At 67.5% G+C, this 23,055-nt stretch carries 20 protein-coding genes; 17 read left to right on the forward strand and 3 right to left on the reverse strand.

Translation table 11 applies throughout. From position 1 onward, the window contains the following. Positions 1-167 precede the first annotated feature (167 nt). From rfbF to DESTE_RS10020, 15 genes are all read left to right on the forward strand, one after another. Positions 168-950, forward strand: a complete 783-nt coding sequence (gene rfbF / locus DESTE_RS09945) for a glucose-1-phosphate cytidylyltransferase (RefSeq protein WP_035067325.1) — start codon at positions 168-170, stop codon at positions 948-950. Positions 951-1,258: 308 nt separating this feature from the next. Then, positions 1,259-2,368 (forward strand): CDP-glucose 4,6-dehydratase, encoded by a 1,110-nt coding sequence (gene rfbG, locus DESTE_RS09950; protein ID WP_035067326.1) that lies wholly within the window; start codon positions 1,259-1,261, stop codon positions 2,366-2,368. A gap of 23 nt (positions 2,369-2,391) precedes the next feature. Further along, positions 2,392-2,841, forward strand: coding sequence for a dTDP-4-dehydrorhamnose 3,5-epimerase family protein (locus DESTE_RS09955; protein ID WP_035067328.1), 450 nt, complete (start codon positions 2,392-2,394; stop codon positions 2,839-2,841). A 202-nt stretch (positions 2,842-3,043) separates the two neighbouring features. Next, positions 3,044-4,177 (forward strand): DegT/DnrJ/EryC1/StrS family aminotransferase, encoded by a 1,134-nt coding sequence (locus DESTE_RS09960; RefSeq protein WP_035067330.1) that lies wholly within the window; start codon positions 3,044-3,046, stop codon positions 4,175-4,177. 152 nt (positions 4,178-4,329) lie between these two features. Then, entirely contained in the window at positions 4,330-5,304 is a 975-nt protein-coding gene (locus DESTE_RS09965; RefSeq protein WP_051384417.1) for a glycosyltransferase family 2 protein, read from the forward strand. A gap of 1,079 nt (positions 5,305-6,383) precedes the next feature. Further along, on the forward strand, positions 6,384-6,716 hold the full coding sequence (locus DESTE_RS09970) for a DUF6693 family protein (RefSeq protein ID WP_035067332.1): 333 nt from the start codon (positions 6,384-6,386) through the stop codon (positions 6,714-6,716). A gap of 194 nt (positions 6,717-6,910) precedes the next feature. Continuing rightward, positions 6,911-8,095 (forward strand): FUSC family protein, encoded by a 1,185-nt coding sequence (locus DESTE_RS09975; protein WP_035067333.1) that lies wholly within the window; start codon positions 6,911-6,913, stop codon positions 8,093-8,095. Positions 8,096-8,134: 39 nt separating this feature from the next. Then, positions 8,135-8,428, forward strand: coding sequence for a SemiSWEET family sugar transporter (locus DESTE_RS09980; protein ID WP_084559424.1), 294 nt, complete (start codon positions 8,135-8,137; stop codon positions 8,426-8,428). Positions 8,429-8,689: 261 nt separating this feature from the next. After that, positions 8,690-9,502 carry a ZIP family metal transporter gene (locus tag DESTE_RS09985; RefSeq protein WP_035067335.1) on the forward strand — a complete coding sequence of 271 codons (813 nt, stop codon included), beginning with the start codon at positions 8,690-8,692 and terminating at the stop codon, positions 9,500-9,502. A 187-nt stretch (positions 9,503-9,689) separates the two neighbouring features. Beyond that, positions 9,690-11,642: a heavy metal translocating P-type ATPase gene (locus DESTE_RS09990; RefSeq protein ID WP_035067337.1), complete on the forward strand. Its 1,953-nt coding sequence runs from the start codon at positions 9,690-9,692 to the stop codon at positions 11,640-11,642. A 232-nt stretch (positions 11,643-11,874) separates the two neighbouring features. Next, positions 11,875-12,621, forward strand: a complete 747-nt coding sequence (gene glnH / locus DESTE_RS10000; protein ID WP_035067341.1) for a glutamine ABC transporter substrate-binding protein GlnH — start codon at positions 11,875-11,877, stop codon at positions 12,619-12,621. A 136-nt stretch (positions 12,622-12,757) separates the two neighbouring features. Next, on the forward strand, positions 12,758-13,429 hold the full coding sequence (locus tag DESTE_RS10005) for an amino acid ABC transporter permease (RefSeq protein WP_035067343.1): 672 nt from the start codon (positions 12,758-12,760) through the stop codon (positions 13,427-13,429). Positions 13,430-13,462: 33 nt separating this feature from the next. Further along, complete coding sequence (locus DESTE_RS10010) at positions 13,463-14,191, forward strand: amino acid ABC transporter ATP-binding protein (RefSeq protein ID WP_198015387.1); 729 nt, start codon at positions 13,463-13,465, stop codon at positions 14,189-14,191. Between the two features lie 357 nt (positions 14,192-14,548). After that, positions 14,549-15,589 (forward strand): hypothetical protein, encoded by a 1,041-nt coding sequence (locus DESTE_RS10015; RefSeq protein ID WP_035067347.1) that lies wholly within the window; start codon positions 14,549-14,551, stop codon positions 15,587-15,589. After that, on the forward strand, positions 15,577-16,143 hold the full coding sequence (locus DESTE_RS10020) for an RHS repeat domain-containing protein (protein WP_156925321.1): 567 nt from the start codon (positions 15,577-15,579) through the stop codon (positions 16,141-16,143). The genes DESTE_RS10015 and DESTE_RS10020 overlap by 13 nt, the downstream gene beginning before the upstream one ends. Before the next feature lie 13 nt (positions 16,144-16,156). Here DESTE_RS10020 and DESTE_RS17990 read toward each other — a convergent pair whose 3' ends face one another. After that, positions 16,157-16,789: a hypothetical protein gene (locus tag DESTE_RS17990; protein ID WP_156925322.1), complete on the reverse strand. Its 633-nt coding sequence runs from the start codon at positions 16,787-16,789 to the stop codon at positions 16,157-16,159. Between the two features lie 26 nt (positions 16,790-16,815). Between DESTE_RS17990 and DESTE_RS10025 the strand changes: the two genes are divergently transcribed. After that, entirely contained in the window at positions 16,816-18,645 is a 1,830-nt protein-coding gene (locus tag DESTE_RS10025; RefSeq protein WP_156925323.1) for a hypothetical protein, read from the forward strand. 222 nt (positions 18,646-18,867) lie between these two features. Beyond that, positions 18,868-20,169 carry an A/G-specific adenine glycosylase gene (mutY, locus tag DESTE_RS10030; protein ID WP_035067353.1) on the forward strand — a complete coding sequence of 434 codons (1,302 nt, stop codon included), beginning with the start codon at positions 18,868-18,870 and terminating at the stop codon, positions 20,167-20,169. A 77-nt stretch (positions 20,170-20,246) separates the two neighbouring features. On the opposite strand, the gene DESTE_RS10035 is transcribed toward mutY, so the two are convergent. Together DESTE_RS10035 and DESTE_RS10040 are read right to left on the reverse strand one after the other, a co-directional pair. Next, positions 20,247-21,521 (reverse strand): ABC transporter ATP-binding protein, encoded by a 1,275-nt coding sequence (locus DESTE_RS10035; protein ID WP_035067356.1) that lies wholly within the window; start codon positions 21,519-21,521, stop codon positions 20,247-20,249. Next, positions 21,506-22,852, reverse strand: a complete 1,347-nt coding sequence (locus tag DESTE_RS10040; RefSeq protein WP_035067358.1) for an aminoglycoside phosphotransferase family protein — start codon at positions 22,850-22,852, stop codon at positions 21,506-21,508. The genes DESTE_RS10035 and DESTE_RS10040 overlap by 16 nt, the downstream gene beginning before the upstream one ends. Between the last annotated feature and the right edge of the window lie 203 nt (positions 22,853-23,055).

Below are 23,055 nucleotides of genomic sequence, written 5' to 3' on the forward strand. Positions count from 1 at the left end.
CTGCCATCCGGCGCACTTCCCCATTTTCTCCAGCCACGCCGCGGGCACGGTGCGATCTTTCGCACAACGGCCCCGTCGGCATTGCACGCAGGCCGTTCCGCAACGCCGCGCGTTCTGCTATAATAACCCGGACGACGACAGCACATTACCCCATCACGAGGTATCGCATGAAGGTCATCATCATGTGCGGGGGCAAGGGCACCCGCCTGCGCGAAGAAACGGAATTCAAGCCGAAGCCCATGGTCGAGATCGGCGGCCGCCCGGTGCTGTGGCACATCATGAGCATCTACGCCCGCCACGGCCACAAGGATTTCGTCCTGCCGCTGGGCTACAAGGGCGAGGTGATCAAGCAGTATTTCCACGACTACCGCATCCGCAACACCGACTTCACGGTAGACCTTGCCACCGGCGCGCTGACCACCCACGAGTGCAGCAGCTGCACCGACTGGAAGGTGACCCTGTGCGATACCGGGCAGGAAACCCTGAAGGGCGCGCGTATCAAGCGGGTGGCCCAGCACATCGACACCGACCGCTTCATGGTCACCTACGGCGACGGCGTGTCGGACATCGACATCGACAAGCTGGTGGAGTTCCACAAGCAGTCGGGCAAGATCGGCACCTTCACCGGCGTGCGCATGCCCTCGCGCTTTGGCGCGGTGCAGACCGACGCGGACGGCAACATCCTGTCCTGGCAGGAAAAGCCGGTGCTGAACGAATACATCAACTGCGGCTTTTTCGTGTTCAAGCGCGAATTCCTCGACTACCTGGACGAGGACGAATCGTGCGACCTCGAAAAGCAGCCGCTGGAACGCCTGGCCGCCGACGGCCAGCTTTCCATGTACCCCCACGAAGGCTTCTGGGAATGCATGGACACCCTGCGCGACTGGCAGAAGCTGAACGCCCTATGGGACAAGGGTAGTGCGCCGTGGGCCAAGGGCTTCAAGGTATAGCCTGATCACGGTTCAGATGGGCCTTTCGCCCGCTGGCTGCGTCAAACTGCGCCCGCCATTCGGTCGAATACAGCAAGGAGCGCGATGCGGTCGCCATCCGTAATGCTCGAAGACTCGCATAACGGCTGCCGCATACTCCCTCATGGCGGGCTTGTTTTCCTTGCCAGCGAACGAAAATCCCATCTGAAAAAACCGGCTTGGTTTCATTCCCGTCTCAGACTCCGCACTACCATATTTCGGGGGTGCTGGGGGCATAGCCCCCAGCCCGCCGGAGGCTGACAAAACTCCCCTGAACGGAGAGACATACAATGTTTGCAGATGCCTATCGCGGCCGCAAGGTGCTGGTCACCGGCCATACCGGGTTCAAGGGGTCGTGGCTGACCGCGTGGTTGTTGCAGCTTGGCGCGGAAGTGGCCGGGCTGTCGGTGGACGTGCCCACCAGCCCCGCCAATTTCGAAGAGATGGGCCTTGGCGCCCGCATCACGGACATCCGCGCCGACATCCGCGACCGTGCGGCGGTGTGCAAGGCCGTGGCCGACTTTGCGCCCGAGGTGGTCTTTCACCTGGCGGCGCAGGCGCTGGTGCGCAAGTCGTACGACGACCCGGCGGCCACCATAGAAGCCAATGCCATGGGCACCCTGAACATCCTGGAGGCGGTGCGCTGCGCGCCTTCGGTGCAGGCCGTGGTGTGCATCACCTCGGACAAGTGCTACCGCAACGACGAATGGGTGTGGGGCTACCGCGAAACCGACCACCTTGGCGGCGAGGACCCGTACTCTGCGTCCAAGGGCTGCGCCGAGATCATCGCGCACTCGTACTTCCGCTCGTTCTTCAAGAACGGCGTGCGCTGCGCCACCACCCGCGCGGGCAACGTCATCGGCGGCGGCGACTGGGCGGCGGACCGTATCGTGCCCGACTGCGCGCGCGCATGGGCCGAAGGAAAGGCCGTGCAAATCCGCAGCCCGTGGGCCACGCGCCCGTGGCAGCACGTGCTGGAACCCCTTTCCGGCTACCTGTGGCTGGGCGCAAAGCTGCTGCTGAACGAGCAGGGTCCGTTCCCCCTTTCGGGCGAGGCCTACAACTTCGGCCCGGCGGCGGACGTGAACAACAACGTGGCCGAGGTGGTGGACGCCCTGGCCCCGTACTGGCCCGGATTCGCCAGCGAAATGGACCGCGCCGGGCAGGCGGGCATGAAGGAATGCACCCTGCTCAAGCTGTGCTGCGACAAGTCGCTGGCCTACCTTGGCTGGCAGGCCACGCTGAACTTTGCCGAAACCATCCGCTTCACGGCGGAATGGTACCGCGCGTTCTACGCGCCTGCCGGTGCGGAGCGTCCTGACATGTACGCCTTCACCATGAACCAGATCGCGGAATACTCCGACAAGGCCGCCGCCAAGGGCCTTGCCTGGGCGAACTAGCCCGCCGCGCAAAGGATGCTGCCGTGAACGCCACGACCATCGACGGGGTGGTGACGCTGGACCTGCGCGTCATCCCGACAGAAGGCGGCCCGGTGCTGCACATGCTGCGGTCCGATTCGCCCCTGTTCACGAGTTTCGGCGAACTGTACTTCTCGGAAGTGGAGCCCGGCGCGGTAAAGGCGTGGAAGCGTCACACCCGCCAGACGCAGCACTTCGCGGTGCCCATGGGGCGGATGAAGGTGGTCATCCACGACAGCCGCCCCGGCTCGCCCACCTTCGGCGTGACGGAAGAATTCCTGCTGGGCAGGCCGGACGACTACCGGCTGCTGCGCATTCCGCCGCTGGTGTGGTACGGGTTCACGGCGGTCAGCGAAACGCCCGCGCTGATCTGCAACTGCGCGGATTTGCCGCACGACCCCACGGAAAGCGAACGCGCGCCCAGAGACTCGCCCGAGATTCCATACCGCTGGTAGGCGAAAGGCTGCGCGGGAGTGGCCGCTGGACGCCCCCGCACCGCAGCCCGCGCACCAATCCGGCACAGATATCAGTCAGGCACAGACACCAATCCGGCCCCGTGGCGACCCGCACGGCCACCACGGGGCCTACCCCGAATTTCCTGTCCACAACCTGCCTCGCGGCGCTCCCGCGTCCGCGCCAACACCAGAGCGACACGCCATGACCACCCCCGCCTTGCGTCTTTCCCGGTCCATCGTGGGCCAGGCCGAAGCCGACGCCGTCAGCCGCGTCATCCTCGAGGACGGCTACCTCGGCATGGGCAACGAAGTGAAGCGCTTCGAAGAAGACATCGCCGCCTACCTTGGCGTGCCCGCGCAGAACGTGGTCACCGCCAACACCGGCACCGCCGCCCTGCACATGGCCGTGCAGGCCGCCGTGCAGCCGGGTGCGGAAGTGCTGGTGCAGTCGCTGACCTTCGTGGCCTCGTTCCAGGCCATCAGCGGGGCCGGGGCCGTGCCCGTGGCCTGCGAGGCCCTGCCGGAAACCTGCACCATCGACCTTGCCGACGCCGAACGCCGCCTGACCGAACGCACCGCCGCCATCATGCCGGTGCATTACGCCAGCAACCCCGCCGGGCTGGATGCCGTATACGCCTTTGCCCAAAAGCACGGCCTGCGCGTCATCGAGGACGCGGCCCACGCCTTCGGCTGCCTGCACGATGGCCGCATGATCGGCACCTTTGGCGACATCGCCTGCTTCAGCTTTGACGGCATCAAGAACATCACCAGCGGCGAGGGCGGGTGCATCGTCACCGCCGACCAGACCGTGGCCCAGCTGTGCCGCGACGCGCGCCTGCTGTCCGTGGCCAACGACACGGAAAAGCGCTTCTCCGGCCAGCGCAGCTGGGATTTCGACGTTACCCGGCAGGGCTGGCGCTACCACATGAGCAACATCATGGCCGCCATAGGCCGCGTGCAACTGGCCCGCCTGCCCGGCGAATTCGCCCCGGCGCGCATGCGCCTGGTCGCGCGCTACCGCCAGCGGCTTGCCGGGGCGCCGCATCTGGCCCTGCTGACCACGGACCCCCGCGACGTGGTGGTGCCGCACATCTTTCCGGTGCGCATCCTGGACGGCAGAAAGAACCATGTGGTGGATGCATTGCAGGCCAAGGGCATTCCCACCGGCATGCACTACAAGCCCAACCACCTGCTGACCTACTACGGCGGCGGCACGCAGTCCCTGCCCGTCACCGAGATGCTGGGCAGCCAGCTGACCACCCTGCCCCTGCACCCCGGCATGAGCGACGCCGACGTGGATATGGTATGCGATGCGCTGCTGGAGGCTCTGGCGTAGGGGGTGGTTTTTTTGACGCCTCCGGCGGGCAGGGGACTATCGCCCCCTGCACCCCCATCTTTGTCTGCCTGCTTGCGGCTGGCAAGCACAACTTCCGACAACTCTTCGGATAAGAACCGCTCCCCGGTTCCTTCCCCGAGAAGCAAACTGCCATGACCGACACCGCCGCCCACTCTGCCCCCCATGCTCCTACCGTCAGCGTGATCATGAACTGCCTGAACTGCGGCGAACACCTGCGCGCCGCCATCGACAGCGTGTTCGCCCAGACCTTTGACGACTGGGAAATCGTGTTCTGGGACAACGGTTCCTCCGATTGCAGCGCGGACATTGCCCAGAGCTGCGGCGACAAGGTGCGCTATTTCCGCGCCGAGCGCACCGTGCCGCTGGGTGCGGCGCGCAACCTGGCCATTGCCCGGGCGCGGGGCGAATTCATCGCCTTTCTCGACTGCGACGATTTGTGGCACCCGGAAAAGCTGGCCCGGCAGGTGGCGCTGTTCCGCGCCAACCCCGCCGTGGGGCTGGTGAGCTGCGACACGGTGATGTTCAGCGGCGACAAGGAACTGAGCCGCCAGTTCCAGGCCGCGCCGCCCGCGCGCGGCAAGGTGTTCCGCGAACTGATGACCACGCAGTGGATTTCCATGTCCTCCGCCGTGATCCGCCGCAGCGCGCTGGACGCGCCGGGCATGGGCGGGCAGTGGTTCGACGAGGCGCTGAACGTGTGCGAAGAGGCGGACGTGTTCTACCGCATCGCCTGGGACTGGGAGCTGGACCACGTGGACGCGCCGCTGACCCGCTGGCGGGTGCACGGCGGCAGCACCACCTTCCGCAAGTTCGCCCAGTTCGCGGACGAGACGGAAGCCATCCTTGCCAAGCACATCCGCATGTACCGCGACTACGAACGCGACTATGCCGACCTGGTGGCGCTGCTGCGCCGCCGCGCCGCCTTCCAGCGCGGGGTGGCCCTGTGGCGCGAGGGGAAAGGCGCTGCCGCGCGGGCGGCCATTGCGCCGTATGCCGCGTCGTCGCTGAAGTTCCGGCTGTTCAGGCTGGCCACGTTCCTGCCGGGCGGCATGTTTGACGCGGTGGCAGGGGTATATTTTGCGCTGCCATCGTTCCTGAGGCGGTAGCCCCAGCGGCAATAATAAAGGCGGAAGCAGGGGCTGTGCCCTGATGGGTGCGGCTTCTACGAACACACGCCAGCCCTGTTGAACCCGCTCGAGTTCGTTATGCCTCCGGCGGGCAAAGGGTCGCTGAGCGGCGACCCCTTGCATCCCCGCGCTCCAGGGGGGCTGCGCCTCCCCTGGACCCCCAACGCGTCCTGCACCGCATTCCTTTCGTCGCCAGCTTCCCTCCGGCGCAGACGCCTCCGGGCGATCTGGCGACGGGAATGCGATGTACGCCTGTCTCTCGCCGCCTTTATCCCACCAAGGTGCCTTTACCTTCGCCCCCGTTGCGACGCATATGCCGCCGCCAAGGCCCGTCGGCATACGCTTCTACGCACGTCACGTATCCCTTGAGCAAAACAGCCCCCCAACCGTCGCCATGGGCGCATTAACGCCGCCGACGGCACCCGGAAGTTCCCAGCGCCGCAGGGGCCAACAGCCGCCGGATACAGTGTTCATTGCATCAAGGCTAGACCAACCGATATGCGGCGATACGCGTCCGCAGCCGAAGATCGCCGCCGAGGCCTTGCGAGGCGGAAGCTTCGGCGTTGCGGATGCGCGCCGCAAACTACGCGGGATAATGGTGCCCTCGCCCATCCTTGCCACCGGGAGCATCGCGCACATCGCATTCCGCCGGGCAGATCGCCCGTAGGCGTCTGCGCCGGAGGGAAGCTGCCCGGCGAAGAATGCGGTGCAGGACGAACTTGGGGGGACCAGGGGGGCAGCGCCCCCCGGAGCGCGGGGGTACAGGGGGCCGCCGCTCAGCGGCCCCCTGTCCGCCGGAGGCATGACGAAATCGAGCGAATTCAACAGGGCACAACGGACTTCGTAGAAGCCGCGCCCAACAACGCACACCCCCTCTCCCCTTCCTTCTCCCCGTCCCCGTCCCCACCCCACCTCGCGCCTGCGCACCTCACCCCGCTTGACCTCCACACACGCAACCATGCTATGGTCCAGTCATTCTTGCTCCCACGGACTGACACGGCGTTCCGCAATTGCCGCCCCAGCGCACCCTGCGCCCTTACCCCCCAACCGGAGTCCCCATGTACACCATCGGCATCTTCCGCACCGACGTCACCATAGTCGAATGCTTCGGCCATGCCGTTCTGTGGTTCCTGATCACCCTGTGCACGCTGGGCATCGGCGTGTTCTTCTACCCCTATGCCCTTGCCAAGTTCATCATCAACCGCACCTATGTGGAACGCGACGGCGCTCCGCGCCAGCGGCTGGTCTGCGACCTGGACCTGGCCGCGCAGCTGGGACACGCGCTGATCTGGCTGCTGCTGTCCATCGTCACCTTCGGGCTGGCCTACTTCCTGTATCTGTACGGGGTGGGACGCTACGTGGCCGCGCACACCCGCGTCGAGTTCGCGTAGCAGCATCTGGCGCGCGGTTCGCCGTCTGCTCCCCCTTGACCGCGCAACGCGCGCCACCCGCTTGCCAGCCGCATGGCCCCGGCGTATGTGGTGCCCTCCGGATCAGGAGCGGCCACGGAACGCCCCGCACACCCTCAACCGCCGCGCCATCCCATACACCTTCAACCGCCGTCCACGCCGCGACCGAGACAGCCATGCGTCGCCCAACCCTTGCCGATATTTCGCCCGCCCACATCCGCCACGGCATCAAGACCGGCATCGCCGCCGTGCTTTCCCTGCTGCTGGCCGACGTGCTGCATATCCAGTACGGCTACTGGGCCGTCATTTCCGCCGTCATCGCCATGCAGATGAACGTGGCCGAGGCCATCGAGATGTGCCTGTACCGGTTCATCGGCACGGTCATGGGGGCCGTGATGGGCGTCATCGCCATCATGGTCTTTCCGGACACGCCCCTGGGGAACGGCATTTCGGTGTTCGTCACCACCGGGCTGTGCGCCTTTCTTACCCGGTGGGATCCGCGCTACCGCATGGCGGCCATCACCGTGAGCATCGTCATCCTTGCCAGCGCCGGTCATGCGGAACGCATCGACGTAGGCCTGTTCCGGGTGCTGGAAATCGCCGTGGGCGTGGGCAGTGCCTTCGTGGTCACGGTCACCCTGTGGCCGGTGCGCGCGGCCGTGGGCCTGCGCCGCGACCTGGCCGCGCAGGCGGAAGACTGCGCCGCCGACCTGACCACCCTGGTGGACCACTTCCTGGCCCGCCAGACCCATGTGCCCGCCGACCTGCTGGACCAGCTGGCGCGCGCCATCCCGCGCAACCGCGAACGCCTTTCCAAGGTGCGCCGCCACGAATCGCTGATCTACTTCTACGACAACCAGCCGCTGGATACGCTGTCCACGGCGGTGGAACGCACCACCGATCACCTGCGGACCATGCTGCGCAGCCTGAACGCCTGCGCGCCAGACGGCCACGACATCCTCATGGCCCCGGAAATGCGCGACCTGGCGGAAACCGTGGCCCGTACCCTGCGGCACATGGCGGCCATGACCAACGGCGTTACCGGCACGCAACGCGCGGGCGCCCTGACGCGGTGGCTGGCCGTTCTGGGGCTGCGCTCCGCACGCGGACAAGAAGCCCACCCCGAGCCTTCGGCATCGCCCGCCGCCCTGCTGGATGCAGCTCTGGCCCGCGCGGACGGACGCCTGCTGGCCCTGCGCGAGGCCGGTGCCACCAGGCGGTTCGATCTGGCCATGCTCACCCAGTTCTACGCCTTCTACTACGCGCTGCGCCAACTGGCCGAAGACATGAAGGGCCTTGCCGCCCGCATGTCCGGAAATGAGGGAGATCCCCTCGCATCCGGCAACGGCGCCGCGCCCTAGCCCACACGGGCCACACTCCAGCCCCCGCCCGGAGGCCCCATGCCCGCGCCGGTCACCGATTCGGCCACCCTGTCCACGCTGTTCGACGTCATCGGCTACGCGGCGGGGCTGCTGACCTCGCTGGCCTACCTGCCGCAGGTGGTGCGCATCGCCCGCACCCGCTCCGCCGACGACATCTCGCTGCCCACCTTCCGCCTGCTGGCCGTGGGCGTTTCGCTGTGGCTGGCCTACGGCATCGGCATCGGGTCATGGCCGATCATGGCCGCCAACGCCGTGGGCCTGACGCTGATCCTGGCCGTGATCTGGCTGAAGCTGCGCTATTCCCACCGGTAGTTGCACCCAGGCGAACATCTCCGCCGCATCCCGCCGTCGCCCTCTTTTCCCGTATTGAACGCACCGGCCTGCCCGTCACGGCCTGTCGTGCAGCGGCAAAAGATCTGCACGCCCGAGACATCCGTTCCGGTCGACCACCCCGGTCCACCCGCCGGTTCTTCATATCCGGTCACCGGCCAGTGGACGACTCTCCGTTTCCGGGTATACTCGGGGTATTGAAGCCTTCCGGCCGACTTCCCTCACCTCATCCGGAGACCGGACATGTACACCGCCTTCACGCAGCTTTCCCCCGTCATGCAGGCCTTTCTCGCCGGGTTGTTCACCTGGGGGGTCACCGCGCTGGGCGCGGCCCTGGTGTTCCTGACCAAGAGCTTTTCGCGCAAGGCGCTGGACGTCATGCTGGGCTTTGCCGCCGGGGTGATGGTCGCGGCCAGCTTCTGGTCGCTGCTGGCCCCGGCGCTGGAAATGTCCGAGCACCTGGGCCGCTGGTCGTTCGTGCCCGCCGCCGTGGGCTTCGTGCTGGGGGCGCTGTTTCTGCGGCTGGTGGACATGCTGCTGCCCCACCTGCACCTGCACAACCCCATCGAGCACGCCGAAGGGCTGCCCAGCAGCTGGCAACGCTCCACCCTGCTGGTGGCGGCCATCACCCTGCACAACATTCCGGAGGGGCTGGCCGTGGGCGTGGCCTTTGGCGCGGTGGCTGCCGACCTGCCATCCGCTTCGCTGGCCGGGGCCGTGGCCCTGGCGCTGGGCATCGGCATCCAGAACTTTCCCGAGGGCACGGCGGTGTCCGTGCCGCTGCGGCGCGAAGGCTTTTCGCGCATGAAGGCATTCCTGTTCGGGCAGGCCTCGGGCATGGTCGAACCCATCGCCGCCGTCATCGGCGCGGCGGCGGTGATCTGGGCGCAGCCGCTGCTGCCGTACGCACTGGCCTTTGCCGCCGGAGCCATGATCTTCGTGGTGGTGGAGGAAGTGATTCCCGAATCGCAGGGTTCCGGCTACGGGGACCTTGCCACCATGGGCGTCATTGCCGGGTTCACCCTGATGATGACCCTGGACGTGGCCCTGGGGTAGCGACGGCGGGGCGGCTCGGCCGGTCCTGGCGTATCGGCGGGGTATGCCCTTGCCGATCCATCAACACAATGTTCCTGCTTTCCTCTGTTGTTCCGGCACCCTATGCATGCCCCGGAAAATACCTTGACCGTCAAACTATCTTGGACATAAAGAAGTTTGACCGTCAAACATTCTGGAGGCACACCTCGTGATCGGACGCTTCGCCTGCCCCGGCTCCTACCGTGAACTGATTTCTTCGCGCGAAACCCTGCTCTGCCTGCTGGGCGGCGTCCTGGCCGCCGCTTCGTGGATCGCGTCGCTTTCCGGCGCGCCTGCGTGGCTGGCCGCTGCCCTGGCCCTGACCGGGGCCGCCATCAACGGCCTGCCCATCGTCAAGGGCGCCGTGGAAGGCCTGCTGGAAAAGCAGGTCAACGTGGACGAACTGGTGTCCATCGCCCTTGTGGCCTCGGTGATGCAGGGCGAATACCTGTCCGCCGCCATCGTGGCCTGCATCATGAAGGCCGGTTCGCTGGTGGAAGGCTTTCTGAGCGATGCGGCCCGCCGGTCCATCAAGGCCTTGGCCGCCGTCACCCCGGATACCGCCACCATCGTCGAGCCGGGTGGCCGCGAGCGCACCGTGCCCGCCGCGGAGGTACGCGTGGGCCAGCAGTTGCGGGTACGCCCCGGTGAACGCATCCCCGTGGACGCGGTGATCCTGTCCGGCATCACCGCCGTGGACGAATCCTCCATCACCGGCGAACCGCTGCCCCGCTCGTGCGGCACAGGCGACAAGGTGCTGGCGGGCACCATGAACTACAACGGCGTCATCGTGGTGGAAGCGCAGCGCGTGGGCGAAGACACCACCATCGGCAAGGTGGTGCGCCTGGTGGAAGAGGCGGAAGCCCACAACCCCAAGGCCGCCCGCCTGGTGGACAACTACGCCCGGTGGTTCACCCCGGTGGTGCTGGCCTGCGCAGCCGCGGCCTGGGCCGTTTCGGGCGAATCGTCGCGCGCCGTGGCCGTGCTTATCGCCGGGTGCCCCTGCGCCCTGCTGATGGCCGCGCCCACCGCCGCCGTGGCCGCCGTGGGCCGCGCCGCCCGCGCGGGCATCATCGTGCGGGGGGGGCAGGCCCTGGAAAAGGTGGCCGCCGCCACCCTGGTGCTGTTCGACAAGACCGGCACCCTCACCTTCGGGCGGCCCGAACTGGACGAAGTGCTGCCCGTGCCGGGCATGGCCGAGGAGCGCCTGCTGGCTCTTGCCGCCGGTGCGGAAGGCGGCGGCACCCACCCCATCGCACGGGCCATCGTGGCCGGGGCCGAGGCGCGGTCCATCGTGCCCGCCGTTGCCGAGGGCGCCTTCACCGAGGTGGGCGTGGGCGTGCGGGCCACCGTGGACGGTCACGCAGTGGAGGTCTGCGGCGTGACCGCCGAGGTGGAAGCGGAACTTGCCGAACGCGCGCCCGGTCTGCTGCAGCCGCTGGCAGCCCTGCGCGCGCGCGGGGCCACCGCCCTGCTGGTGCGCGTGGACGCGGCCCCTGCCGGGCTGCTGGCCGTCACCGACACCCTGCGCCCCGGCGCGCGCGCCTCGGTCAGCGGGCTGCGCGCCGCCGGTCTTGCCCACGCGGGCATGCTGTCCGGCGACCATGAAACCGCCGCCGCGCGCATCGCGGCGCAGGCGGGCATAGACTACTGGCGCGCCGGGCTGAAGCCCGCCGACAAGCTGTCCGCCATCCGCACCCAGCAGCAGTCCGGGGCCACGGTGATCTTCGTGGGCGACGGCATCAACGACGCCCCCGCCCTGGCCGGGGCGGACGTGGGCGTGGCCATGGGCGGCGCGGGCACCGACGTGGCCCTGGAAACCGCCGACGTGGCCCTTACCCATGACGACATCGGCCGCCTGCCCTTTCTGGTGCGCCTTTCGCGCCGGGCCATCTCGCTCATCAAGATCAATATCGGCCTCGGCGTGCTGTTCAACGGGCTGTCCATCCTGGGCAGCGGCTACGGCCTGCTCTCTCCGGTGATGGCCTCTGTGTTCCACAACGTGGGGTCGGTGATCGTGGTCATCTCGTCCGCCAGCCTTGCCTTCTTCGACGACGGCGAACCGGGTCAGCCCGCCTGCCCGGCTGCCGTTGCCCCCGCCGCCGCACACAAAAACGCGTAATCACCGCCTGCTGATCCACAGCAACGCCACGGGCCGGAAGGAGCAACCTTCCGGCCCGTTTTCGTGCGCCAGCGGCAAGGGCGTACTGTGCACCTGCCGCTGGCCCGGCCCGGCGCCCTTGATTTCCCGCCCGGATTCTGCAATGCCTATCCGGTTCGCACGCACGCCGCGCGGACGCACCACGGGCCGTGCGCGCACCGGCGCACCCGCCGCAACAGACCGGAGGAACCACATGAAGCGTCTTATCCAGATTGCCCTCGGCCTTGCCCTGGTGGCCGCGCTGTGCGCCCCCGCCATGGCCAAGAAGCTTGTCGTCGCGCACGACACCAACTTCAAGCCCTTCGAGTTCAAGGGCGAAGACGGCAAGTACACCGGCTTCGACATCGAACTGTGGCAGGCTGTCGCCAAGACCGTGGGCGTGGACTACGAACTGCAGCCCATGGACTTCAACGGCATCATCCCCGGCCTGCAGACCGGCAACATCGACGTGGGCATTGCGGGCATCACCATCAAGGCCGAACGCCAGCAGGTCATCGACTTTTCCGACCCCTACTATGATTCCGGCCTGATGATCCTGGTGCGCGAAGGCGACACCGCCATCAAGTCGGTGGAAGACCTGAAGGGCAAGATCGTGGCCACCAAGACCGCCACCTCGTCCGTGGACTTCGTGAAGGCCAGCGCCAATGCCAAGGAAGTGAAGCTGTTCCCCAACAACGACGGCATGTTCTTTGAACTGATGAGCGGCGGCGCAGACGCCGCGGTGTTCGACATGCCCGTGGTGAAGGAATTCGCCATGACCGCCGGCAAGGGCAAGGTGAAGACCGTTGGCCCGCTGTACCAGGGCCAGTCCTACGGCATCGGCTTCCCCAAGGGCAGCCCGCTGGTGCCCAAGGTGAACGAGGCCCTGAAGAAGGCCAAGGCCGACGGCACCTACGACAAGCTGTACATGAAGTGGTTCGGCTACGCCCCCGGCAAGTAGACCGGCCTTGTTGCTGATGACGGCGGCGGCGGCGCTTCTGCGCCACGACACCGCCTGAACGGAAACGACGGGGATGGCCGCTGGGCCATCCCCTTGGCCGTTCCCGCACCCCGCGAGAATCACCCAAAGGCATTCCATGGCACTGGACTTTAAAGCAAGCGTCATGTGGGAAAGCGTGCCCCTGCTGCTCGGCGGGGTGCACCTGACCATCATCATCACCCTGGGGGGGCTGGCCATCGGCTTTCTGGTGGGCGCCGTCACCGGTCTGGCCAAGACCGCGCGCGGCAGGCTGCCCCGCGCCCTGGCCGACATCTATGTGGAGGCCATACGCGGCACTCCGCTCATCGTGCAGGTGATGTTCCTGTATTTCGGCGTGCCGCTGGCCACGGGCATGCGCATTCCGCCGGTGACGGCGGGCATCATCGCCATTGCCGTCAATTCCGGGGCGTACATCGCCGAAATCGTGCGCGGGGCCATCGAATCCATCGACGTGGGCCAGACCGAGGCGGGGCGCTCCATCGGGCTTACCCGCATGCAGACCATGCTGCACGTGGTATGGCCGCAGGCCTTTCGCCGCATGATCCCGCCGCTGGGCAACCAGTTCATCATCTCTTTGAAGGACACCTCGCTGCTGGTGGTCATCGGGGTGGGCGAACTGACCCGGCAGGGGCAGGAGATCATCGCCGTGAATTTCCGCGCCTTCGAGGTGTGGCTGACCGTGGCCGTGATGTACCTGGTGATGACGCTGAGCATCGCGCGGGCGCTGCGGGTGTACGAACGCAAGCTCAACGCCCGCGCTGGCAGATAGGGGGATGACACGATGAAGACCTGCGAATCCCCCATGATCGAAATCCGCAACCTGCACAAGCGGTTCGGCCAGAACGAGGTGCTGCGCGGCATCGACCTTACCGTCTGCCCCGGCGAGGTGGTGGTGATCATCGGGCCGTCCGGCTCGGGCAAGTCCACGGCGTTGCGCTGCATCAACCGGCTGGAGGAAATCACCTCCGGCAAGGTCGTCGTGGACGGACACGACCTGTACGACCCCGCCACCGACATCAACTACGTGCGCACCGAAGCGGGCATGGTGTTCCAGCAGTTCAACCTGTTTCCGCACATGAACGTGCTGCACAACGTGACCCTTGGCCCCATCCGCGTGCGCCGCACCTCTCGCGCCGAGGCCGACCGGCTGGGCCTGGCCCTGCTGGAAAAGGTGGGCCTGGCCGACAAGGCCACCGCCTACCCGGACCAGCTTTCCGGCGGGCAGAAGCAGCGGGTGGCCATTGCCCGTTCGCTGGCCATGCAGCCCAAGGTGCTGCTGTTCGACGAGCCCACCAGCGCTCTCGACCCCGAACTGGTGGGAGAAGTGCTGGAAGTCATGCGCGCCCTGGCCCTGGAAGGCATGACCATGGTCATCGTCACCCACGAAATGGGCTTTGCGCGCGAGGTGGCCGACCGCGTCATCTTCATCGATCAGGGCCGGATACAGGAAGAAGGCCCGCCGGACGAATTCTTCAGCGCGCCGAAAAACCCGCGCCTGCGCGAATTCCTGGGCCGCGTGCGCCACGCGTAGGCAGGCCCGCGCAGCCTAACGGGGAGTGCGGGACGGGGCGCGCAGGACGTGCAGCCTGTCGGCAGTGACGGGCGCGCGCCACCAAGGCAGCCGGATGCGCGACCCGCGCCACGCGCCGTGCCCGGCATGATGTCCTGAGAGGGGGGAACCGGAATTGTCCGGTTCCCCTCGCTTGTTGCGGCACGGGCCTTCCGTCAGGGTAATGCCGGGGTGGCATGCGGGGTGCGGCAGGGTAACGCCATGGCCGCCCCCCTCCGGACGGCCTTCCCACCCCGGTGCGACCCCGCTGCGGCCGCGCCGGGCCGAAACCTTCATGCTACGGATGCGGCATTTCCACCATCAACCAAAGGAAATACCATGTCCGCCTCCACTCGCGGGCGCACGTCCCGCCGCGCCCCTGCCCAGCGTTCTCCCCGAGCCATGTCCACCGAAGACATCCTGCGCAACGTGGTGTTCGCCAAGCGGCCCCGCGACGAACGGCCGGGGCCGACCGGCGGGGCAGCGCACGCCGGGCTGGGGTACGGCGCGGGCGGCGCGTCCGGCGCACCCGCCCCCCACGAGCCCGATTCCCGCCCCGGGACCACCACCGGTACCGCCGCCACCCCGTCCGGCGACATCCCGCCCGTGCTGGGCGTGCACTGCGCCTTCACGCCCGAGGGCAGACTGCGCGCCAAACAGGAACACTGCGGGGGGCGCATCACCAGCTACGACTACACCCACGACGAGCGCGGCCACCTGACCGAGGTGCGCCGCGACGGCCAGGTGGCGGAACGCTACGCCTACAACGCGGCGGGCCAGCGCACGGAGGCGCGGGTGGCCCCGCTGCCCGGCATGTCGCGCGACGCGCTGCGGGCCATGGAGACGGAGCGCACCTTTGCCTACGACGCTGCGGGCCGCCTCGTGCGTGCCGGGCGGGCGCGCTACATGTACGCCCCGGACGGCAGCCTGCGGTGCACGGAAGAGGGGCGCAACAGCACGTGGTTCTATTACGGAAATGGAGGAAACGCCGACGCCGGAGGCGCGCCCCATCACCCCCAAGGCCAGCTTGCCCCGGTGGCCCTCGATTCGGTGGTGCTGCCCGGGGGCGACATCATCCGTTACCGCTTCGGGCAGCACGGCATCCCCTTCCTGGTGCTGCGCAACGACGCGCCCAGCGGGGAATACCAGTGGCTCGACCCGTTGCGCCTGGCCCGCTTCCGCGACCACCGCACCGGCTCGGACTACACCTTTCATTACGGCAATGACCGCGTGCCCGAGGCCTCACCGTATGCGGCCCGGCGCTGGACAACCTGGACGGCAACCTGCTGGACCTGTCCATCTTCCGCAAGGACGGGGAGGCCGCCCCACCGCCGCGCTCCGTCACCTTCCGTATCGGACGCGACCAGGTGGGCACGGTAAAGGTCCTGATGGACCCGGACGGCACGGTGGTGAAACGCCTGGAGCACGACAACTTCGGCAACCTCCTGCTGGACACCTGCCCGTATTTCTACCTGCCGCTAGGCTTTGCCGGGGGGCTGGTGGACCGGCATACCGGACTGGTGCGCTTCGGCTTCCGCGACTACGACCCGCGCGCCGGACGCTTCACCGCGCCCGACCCCTTGGGCGACACCGGCGGCGACCACGCCCCCTACGACTACTGCGTGGACGATCCGGTCAGCGCCTTCGACCCGCTGGGGCTTGAAGGGGCAGGAATTGCCCGCAATGTCGCCCCGTTTTGGGCTCCTTATGGCTCCAAAGAAAAGCAACGTGTGCAAGAAATCCTTGGAGACAAGGGACAGGAGCTTCGCAAGGGCATGAAGAGCATCCAGGCACTGGATGAAGCAACATCCCCCATCTCATGGGGATTCGCCGTGCCTGATCTGGTAGACGCGGTTCTGCAAGAAACAAAACGAATATGGAGAGAAATCGATCACCCACGCGACAAGAATACAGGGAAATTTATCGATAAATAACGGAAAAGCGGCGTCACCGAGCGCCGCTTTTTTTTCCACTTTTCAACAATGCTCCATAAACACACAGCACTAAAAAATAGAAAATGAGCATTGCCCCTTTTAATGCCTTGTTTATATCCAAAGGATCATTCCAAAACCATAGTATATTGAAAGGAATCATGTTCAGACCAGGAATCCTTCCGGGGACACCAGAATAGAATGAGATGACAAACAAGGTTGCCGCATAAGAAACAACAATTTTCAACCCCAATGTTCTGAATTTGGTATGCCTCAAGGCGAACGCGGCGAGCCCGAAGACAACTGCCCGTATCAGATGCGCCACAACTACATATACAGTTCTGATGCTATGAGAAGCATTAAACAAATCCCAAACCAAATAATCGACAATCACGAAAACCAACAACAGCACGATAATCGCATTTTTTCTGAACGTGCTCACGCGTGCCCCTGCAAATCTAAATTTCACAGCCATGCATTCCCATTTTGTATATTTGACAATGTGATAACACAAGCCAGCAATCCATGCCCCTGAGAAACAAAAAACGCATACCCGCGAATAACCCGTCCCGACCTGCGCCGGTGCTGCCGGTGCTGCCGGTGCTGCCGGTGCTGGAAGTTGCCCTTGGCGTGCGATATTGTCTGGCAACGTTCGACGCCAACAGGCAGGTTCCCATGCGTGCGCTCCGTTGCTTCCTGTTCACAGTCACACTGGCGTTCTGGCTGGTTCCCGGCGCACTCCACGCCGAAAAGATGCCCCAAGCCAACCCGCCCTATCCCACCATGCCCATGCGGTACGAGGAATGGACGTGGGAGGGCACCATAGATACCATTCCCGCAACGCTGACCATGCGCGGCTGGACCAACAACGAGGGCAGCTTCGTGGGCGGCGGCGTGTGCATCCCGCAGCAGGGGGTCCCACGTTTCGTCACGGGCGGCATCTTTGCCCTGTGGTGGCCGCTCGCCAAGGGGATGCGCCTTTGGGAGTGCCCGCCCGGCGCGGCGGCCTGCACCCCCTGGTACGGCGACACCTACAGCGAAGACCCCACGGAATTTCGCGCGCGCGAAGGCTACATCGGCGACACGCCCTCAAGGTTCGAACTGCGCCGCACCCGGCGCGCCACCCTCGACGCGCCGCCGCCTCCACCGGTGCGTCCCCTGTCCGTGCCGCCGCAAGCCCTGGCAGGCCCCCGGCGGGGGGACCTGCTGGAGCATCCTGGCCTTGCGCAGCAATTGGCAGGCATGCTGTCTCCCGAACACTACGAGATCGTTCAGGGCATGAGCCAGTGGCAAACAGCCCCCTGCTTCATGGGGTCGCAAGGCAACTTGCTGTGCGCGGGCACGTCGGACGGATGGCCGTGGTACCGCATCGCCCTGGCCGTAAACCCGCAGGGGCGGGTGGACGTGCTACTGTCCAACTTCTTCTCCTCCCGCGCCGACACATGGCACTACACCAACGACACCCGCGACGTGGCGGCCCTGCCCGGCGACATCAACGAGGCGCTCCGGCTGTGGCCGCTGGAGAGCGACGCCCCCGATCCGACACGCACCGATCTGCCGTGGATGCACCTTGGTCCGCTGAGCACCCAGACCTTCCCCATCGTCGCACCCGCCACCCCCACCGTGCCGGTGCATGGCGAGGAACGTACATGGACCGGCACCCTCGACGGCACCCCCGTCACCGTGACCATGCGCGGCCAGGCCGACGCGGAAGGCCGCTTCACGGGGGTCGGCACCGGCACGGAGGCGGGCAGACCACCCTTTGCCATGTCGGGCGCGGTGTTTCCCCATTGGCCGCCCGGCGCGAAGGGCATGCGGCTTTGGGAATGCGCGGACGGCGCGGATCGCTGCCTGCGATGGGAAGCCGACGTGCACGGCACGGACCGCACCCGCAACGGCATTGCCCAGTGGCCGCGTCCAGGCAAGGGCGACCGGTTTGCCGACGGGCAGCTTTCGCTGTGCCTGACGGAACGCAAGCCCGCCCCATTGCCCCCTTCCGAAGCTGTTGCCCCACTGCCCATGCCCCCGGAAGCCTTCGAGAACGTCATGTACTTCGAAAAGGTGCTCACCATGCCCGGCATGGCGCAGCGCCTGACGGCCCTGCTGCCCCCGCCGCACTATGAACTGCTTTCCACCCTCAGCCTGCTGCCGTTCGACCCCCAAAGCATCCCCGACCACTACACCGGTGAAGGGGGATGCTGCCTGACCGGTCCCCAGGGGGCGGCGTGCGCGGGCAGCGCCGCATACGACCCGAGCGTGCGTCTGGCGCTGTTCGTGAGCCCGCAAGGACGGCTGGACGTGCTGATCCATACTCCGCAGGGCGAGAGGACACCGCGCGCATGGCACTACACCACTGATACCGCGAACGCGGCCACCCTGCCCGAACACCTCGACCGCACGCTGGATCTCTGGGGCATTCCCCGCGACCGCCACATTCCGTGGATGCATGTATCCGCCGTGCCGCAGGAAACAGCGGGCACAACGGCGCAGTCCGTCGCCCGGTAGCGCCGCGACCACCGGGCCGGAACGCGGATGGAGCCAACCCTCCGCCACATCCGTGCAGAGAATGCCGGGGAACCGGGCGGGGGCCGGGCTCGGCAGCCGCGGCAACAGGCCCGGGAGATATCGGACAGGACGCTCCCGCGCCGCAGGCGGCGGCCCCGCACGGCACGGGCGCGCGTTTCCGCGCCTTGCCAGCCGCGCCGTGCGTGCGGTACATCCCCGCCCATGCCCGCCCGTGATACCTTTCCCCATGCCGCATGCGCCAGCGCCGCACCCGGCCTGCCCGGCACGCTGCCAGACACCCAGCCGAATCAGGCCCCACCCGACGCCGCACCCGCTCTTACGGCTTCCCCCCGCCCCAAGCCCCGTCGCCGCGCCGCCGCCAGCGCAGACACCGCCCAGCCCCGCGAACTGCCCACCGCCGCCTTTGCGGAAGCCTTTGCCACGGCCCTGCTGGACTGGTTTGCCGTGCACAAGCGCCCGCTGCCGTGGCGGTTCGGCTACGAGCCGTATTCAGTGTGGATTTCCGAGGTGATGCTGCAACAGACGCAGATGGACCGGGGGGTGGACTACTTTCTGCGCTGGATGACCCGGTTTCCCGACGCGGCCAGCGTGGCCGCCGCCAGCGAGGACGAACTGCTGAAGGCGTGGGAAGGGCTTGGCTACTATTCGCGGGTGCGCAACCTGCACAAGGCGGCCAAAGCCCTGGTGGAGCGGCACGGCGGCGAACTTCCCGACGACCCGGAAGCCATCCGCGCGCTGCCGGGCATCGGCCCGTACACGGCCGGGGCCATCGCGGGCATCGCCTTCAACCGTGACGTGACCTGCATCGACGCCAACGTGGAACGGGTGCTGTCACGGGTGTTCGACATAGACACCCCTGTCCGCGCCCAGCCCGCCGCCGCGCGCATCCGGGCGCTGGCCGCCGCGCTGCTGCCCACGGGGCGCGCCCGCGATTTCAACCAGGCGCTCATGGAACTGGGCGCGCTGGTCTGCCGCAAGAAACCGCAATGCGCCTCATGCCCGCTGTCCGGTCTGTGCGAAAGCCTGCGCCTGGGCATTCCGCATGAGCGGCCCGTGCCGGGGCGCAAGCAGCCCATCACCCCGCTGGACGTAGCCACCGGCGTGCTGGTGCACGGCAGGCGCATCTTCATCCAGAAACGGCCCGACGAGGGCGTGTGGGCGGGGTTCTGGGAATTTCCCGGCGGCTGCGTGGAGAAGGATGAAGTGCCGGACGCCACCATCGTGCGCGAATACGCCGAGGAAACCGCCTTCCGCATTGCGGTGCGCGACAAGCTGGCGGTAATCCGCCACGGGTACACCACCTACCGGGTTACCCTGCACTGCTACCTGTGCGCACTGGACGGGGATATGTCCGGGGAAGCGCCCGTGCCGCCGGTGCTGGACGCGGCCACCGAATACCGCTGGGTGGACTTCGCCGAGTTGCCGCGCTTCACCTTTCCCGCCGGGCACCGCAAGCTCATCGACCTGTTGACCACGGATCTGCGCTTCGCCCCGTACCGCTAGCGCTGGGCACGCGGGCGGCTTCTCGCCCTGCCGGGCTGGTATGGGAACCGGGCGGAAGGGGCTTCTGGAAACAGCCCCTAGGCCAATTCCACGCGCACCCGCGTTCCCTCCGGCATGTCCGCCCGCAGGGAATGCACCACCAATTCAGGCAGTTCAGGCAGTTTCGCCAATTCCGCCAGTCCCGCCAGTCCCGCCAATTCCGCCAGTCCCGCCAGGCCGGGCTTGGCCACGCCTGCCGCACGGGCCGGGGCCAGGGTCAGCCGGTTGACCTGCCCGGTGAACACCGCCCGCGTGACCACGGCGGGGCCGTCCGGATCGGGGATGGCAACCAGACCTTCGGGCCGCAGGGCCAGCGGCACGCAATCGTCACCGCCGCCACACAGGCAGCCGCCCGGCAGGGGCAGGCCGAAGGCCGTGCACGCCGGGCCGTCCAGCACGTTGACCGGCCCCATGAAGCGGGCCACGTCGAGCGAGACGGGCTGCCCGTACAGTTCCGTCGGGGCGCCGAACTGGGCCAGCCGCCCGTCCAGCATGACCCCGATGCGGTCGGCCACGGCAAACGCCTCTTCCAGGTCGTGGGTGACGCTGAGGGTGGTCACCCCGTAACGGCGCACCGTTTCGCGCACGTAGACGGCCATCTCCAGGCGCAGGGTGCGGTCCAGGTTGGCGAAGGGTTCGTCCAGCAGCAGCAGGGCGGGATTGCACACCAGCGCGCGCGCCAGGGCCACCCGCTGGCGCTGCCCGGCGGAAAGATGGGCCGGATAGCGGTGGGCCAGTTCGCCGATACCGAAATCCGACAGCATGTCCCCGGCCCGCTGGATACGCTGGCGGCGGCCCAGGCCGCGTGCGCGCAGGCCGAAGGCCACGTTGTCGCGCACGGTCAGGTGCGGGAACAACAGATAGTCCTGAAAGACCAGGATCACCGCGTCGTCGTGCCCGTCCGGCGGGGTTACGGCAAATCCGCCCCCGTCGTGGGGGTGCAGCCCGGCCAGCACCCGCAGCAGGGTGGTCTTGCCCACGCCGGATGGCCCCACAAGGCAGGCCATTTCGCCCTGCGCCAGGCTGAAGGTCACCCCGCGGAACACCGTGCCCGACGTCGTGCCCGATGTCGTGCCCAATGTCGTGCCCAACGTTGTGCCCGATGACGCGCCCGACGATGCGGAGCGCACCCCACCCCCGTCCTGACGGGCATCGGGCGCGTGCAAGGGATGGCCTGACGGCCCGCGCGTGCCCCGCCGCCCGGCGGCAAAGCCCACGGCCCGGCCCACGGCGGCGGCCACCAGCCCCACCCCGCCGGGTGCGGCATCGCCCTCTCCGTACGAGGCGCACAGCCCCTCTACCGCAAGAACCATGCGATATTCCCCAGATAGCGTTCGATGGTCCGAAAGGTGTCGGCATGGGCCAGCGCGCGTGCGCCCCCCGCGTATTCGTGCCAGGCCATCAGGCACCACGACAGGCCGCGCAGCAGCACGGCGCGCACCATGACGTCGGCCTTTGTCGCGCACTCCTCCGCGCCCGGCACGGGCTGGCCCGTGTCGCGCAGGGCCGCCCGGTAGTCTTCCAGAAAGGCCGCGCGCGCGGCCGCGTCAAAGGTGAAATCGGTCTTCCACAGGGTGGTGGAGGGCGCAAGAAAATGACCCAGATCCTGATAGCGGGTGGTGACCACCGCCTTTTCCCAGTCCACCAGCCACGCGCCGCAGGGCGCGACCGGAGCGCCGTCAGCGCCTGCACCGTCGGGCACGAGAAAGTTGCCGGAATTGACCTCGGTATTGGCGATGACCGGAGGCTCCTCCGCGAACAGGTGCCGGGTATCCCCGGCCAGCCGGGCCACCCGGTCACGGTAGTCCAGCAGAGCCTGCCGCGCGGCGGCCATGCGCGGGGCCTGCGGGTGACCGACGTGCCGGTCCAGCAGGGCCGAGCTTTCCGCCACGATGGCCGCCACCGGGTCCGACTGCGCGGCCAGCACGCCGGGCGGCAGCACGTGCGGCACCGGGCCGGGCGGGGGGATTTCCACTGCCGCAGGCACGGGGACCGCGTGCACGGCGGCGAATACCCGCGCGGCATGGCGGGCATCCGCACGATAGTCCAGCGGACGCCCCGGCAGCCACTGCATCAGCAGGGCGCCGCCTGATGGGGCTACCCCGTCGGGCGACTGGGCATCAGCCGGACCGCCGCCGGGCAGCACCGCCGCAGGGGCCAATGCCAGCGGGCGTGGGGTGGCCCCGCACCCGGCCAGGGCGTGCAGCACCCGGTACTCGTAGGAAATCTGATCGGCCAGCCCCAACTGGCTGCCCGCCGCGCCGCCCCGGTTGATGCGCAGCACCACCGGCCCCGCCGGGGCGCGCACCAGCCAGTTTTCGTGGTATTCCCCGGCGGCCAGAAAGGAGACATCCGCCGCCGATACGGGTGCTGAGGCGGGGGCGGAGCCGGAGCCGGACGCCTTCCCGGCCACGGGCACGCCCAGCGCGGCGGCCCAGGCCTGGGGCGTGGCCCCGTCTGCCCCGTCTGCCCCGTCTGCCCCGTCTGCCTCGTCGGGGGCATCCCGTGAAAGGTCCGGCGTAAAGCCGAACCCTGTGTCGTGCCCCGCGGGGGAGAGGACGCCAGACAACGCACCCGCCTCGCTCCCCTTTCCCTGCCGGGTCATGCGCCCGAGAAATTCCGCAACCATGGCCGCCGTGTGCACATCCGCCTCCCGTGTCGATGCCCAGCCATAGCAGGAACCCGCCGCCCGCTCAACGCGGCGGACCCCGCGTGGCAACCGTTTACCCCCTCCACCCGCCCCCCTCATGCGTCCTGTCATGCGTCAAGGGGTTGGAAAGCGCGGGCAAATGGGGTAGGGCTGGAATCTCGTCCGGGTTCCATGCGGACGAAGCTCCGGCAACCCAT

The sequence above is a fragment of the Nitratidesulfovibrio termitidis HI1 genome (assembly GCF_000504305.1).
GTDB classification, from domain to species: Bacteria; Desulfobacterota; Desulfovibrionia; order Desulfovibrionales; family Desulfovibrionaceae; genus Cupidesulfovibrio; species Cupidesulfovibrio termitidis.

Excerpts from the sequence above, each read along its gene's own strand:
- DESTE_RS09975 (WP_035067333.1), top strand. The coding sequence starts at position 6,911 with ATGCGTCGCCCAACCCTTGCCGATATTTCGCCCGCCCACATCCGCCAC.
- DESTE_RS09960 (WP_035067330.1), top strand. The coding sequence starts at position 3,044 with ATGACCACCCCCGCCTTGCGTCTTTCCCGGTCCATCGTGGGCCAGGCC.
- rfbG (WP_035067326.1), top strand. The coding sequence starts at position 1,259 with ATGTTTGCAGATGCCTATCGCGGCCGCAAGGTGCTGGTCACCGGCCAT.
- DESTE_RS09985 (WP_035067335.1), top strand. The coding sequence starts at position 8,690 with ATGTACACCGCCTTCACGCAGCTTTCCCCCGTCATGCAGGCCTTTCTC.
- DESTE_RS09980 (WP_084559424.1), top strand. The coding sequence starts at position 8,135 with ATGCCCGCGCCGGTCACCGATTCGGCCACCCTGTCCACGCTGTTCGAC.
- DESTE_RS09965 (WP_051384417.1), top strand. The coding sequence starts at position 4,330 with ATGACCGACACCGCCGCCCACTCTGCCCCCCATGCTCCTACCGTCAGC.
- DESTE_RS10025 (WP_156925323.1), top strand. The coding sequence starts at position 16,816 with ATGCGTGCGCTCCGTTGCTTCCTGTTCACAGTCACACTGGCGTTCTGG.
- DESTE_RS10010 (WP_198015387.1), top strand. The coding sequence starts at position 13,463 with ATGATCGAAATCCGCAACCTGCACAAGCGGTTCGGCCAGAACGAGGTG.
- DESTE_RS10005 (WP_035067343.1), top strand. The coding sequence starts at position 12,758 with ATGGCACTGGACTTTAAAGCAAGCGTCATGTGGGAAAGCGTGCCCCTG.
- glnH (WP_035067341.1), top strand. The coding sequence starts at position 11,875 with ATGAAGCGTCTTATCCAGATTGCCCTCGGCCTTGCCCTGGTGGCCGCG.
- DESTE_RS10015 (WP_035067347.1), top strand. The coding sequence starts at position 14,549 with ATGTCCGCCTCCACTCGCGGGCGCACGTCCCGCCGCGCCCCTGCCCAG.
- DESTE_RS10035 (WP_035067356.1), bottom strand. The coding sequence starts at position 21,521 with ATGGTTCTTGCGGTAGAGGGGCTGTGCGCCTCGTACGGAGAGGGCGAT.
- mutY (WP_035067353.1), top strand. The coding sequence starts at position 18,868 with ATGCCCGCCCGTGATACCTTTCCCCATGCCGCATGCGCCAGCGCCGCA.
- DESTE_RS09970 (WP_035067332.1), top strand. The coding sequence starts at position 6,384 with ATGTACACCATCGGCATCTTCCGCACCGACGTCACCATAGTCGAATGC.
- rfbF (WP_035067325.1), top strand. The coding sequence starts at position 168 with ATGAAGGTCATCATCATGTGCGGGGGCAAGGGCACCCGCCTGCGCGAA.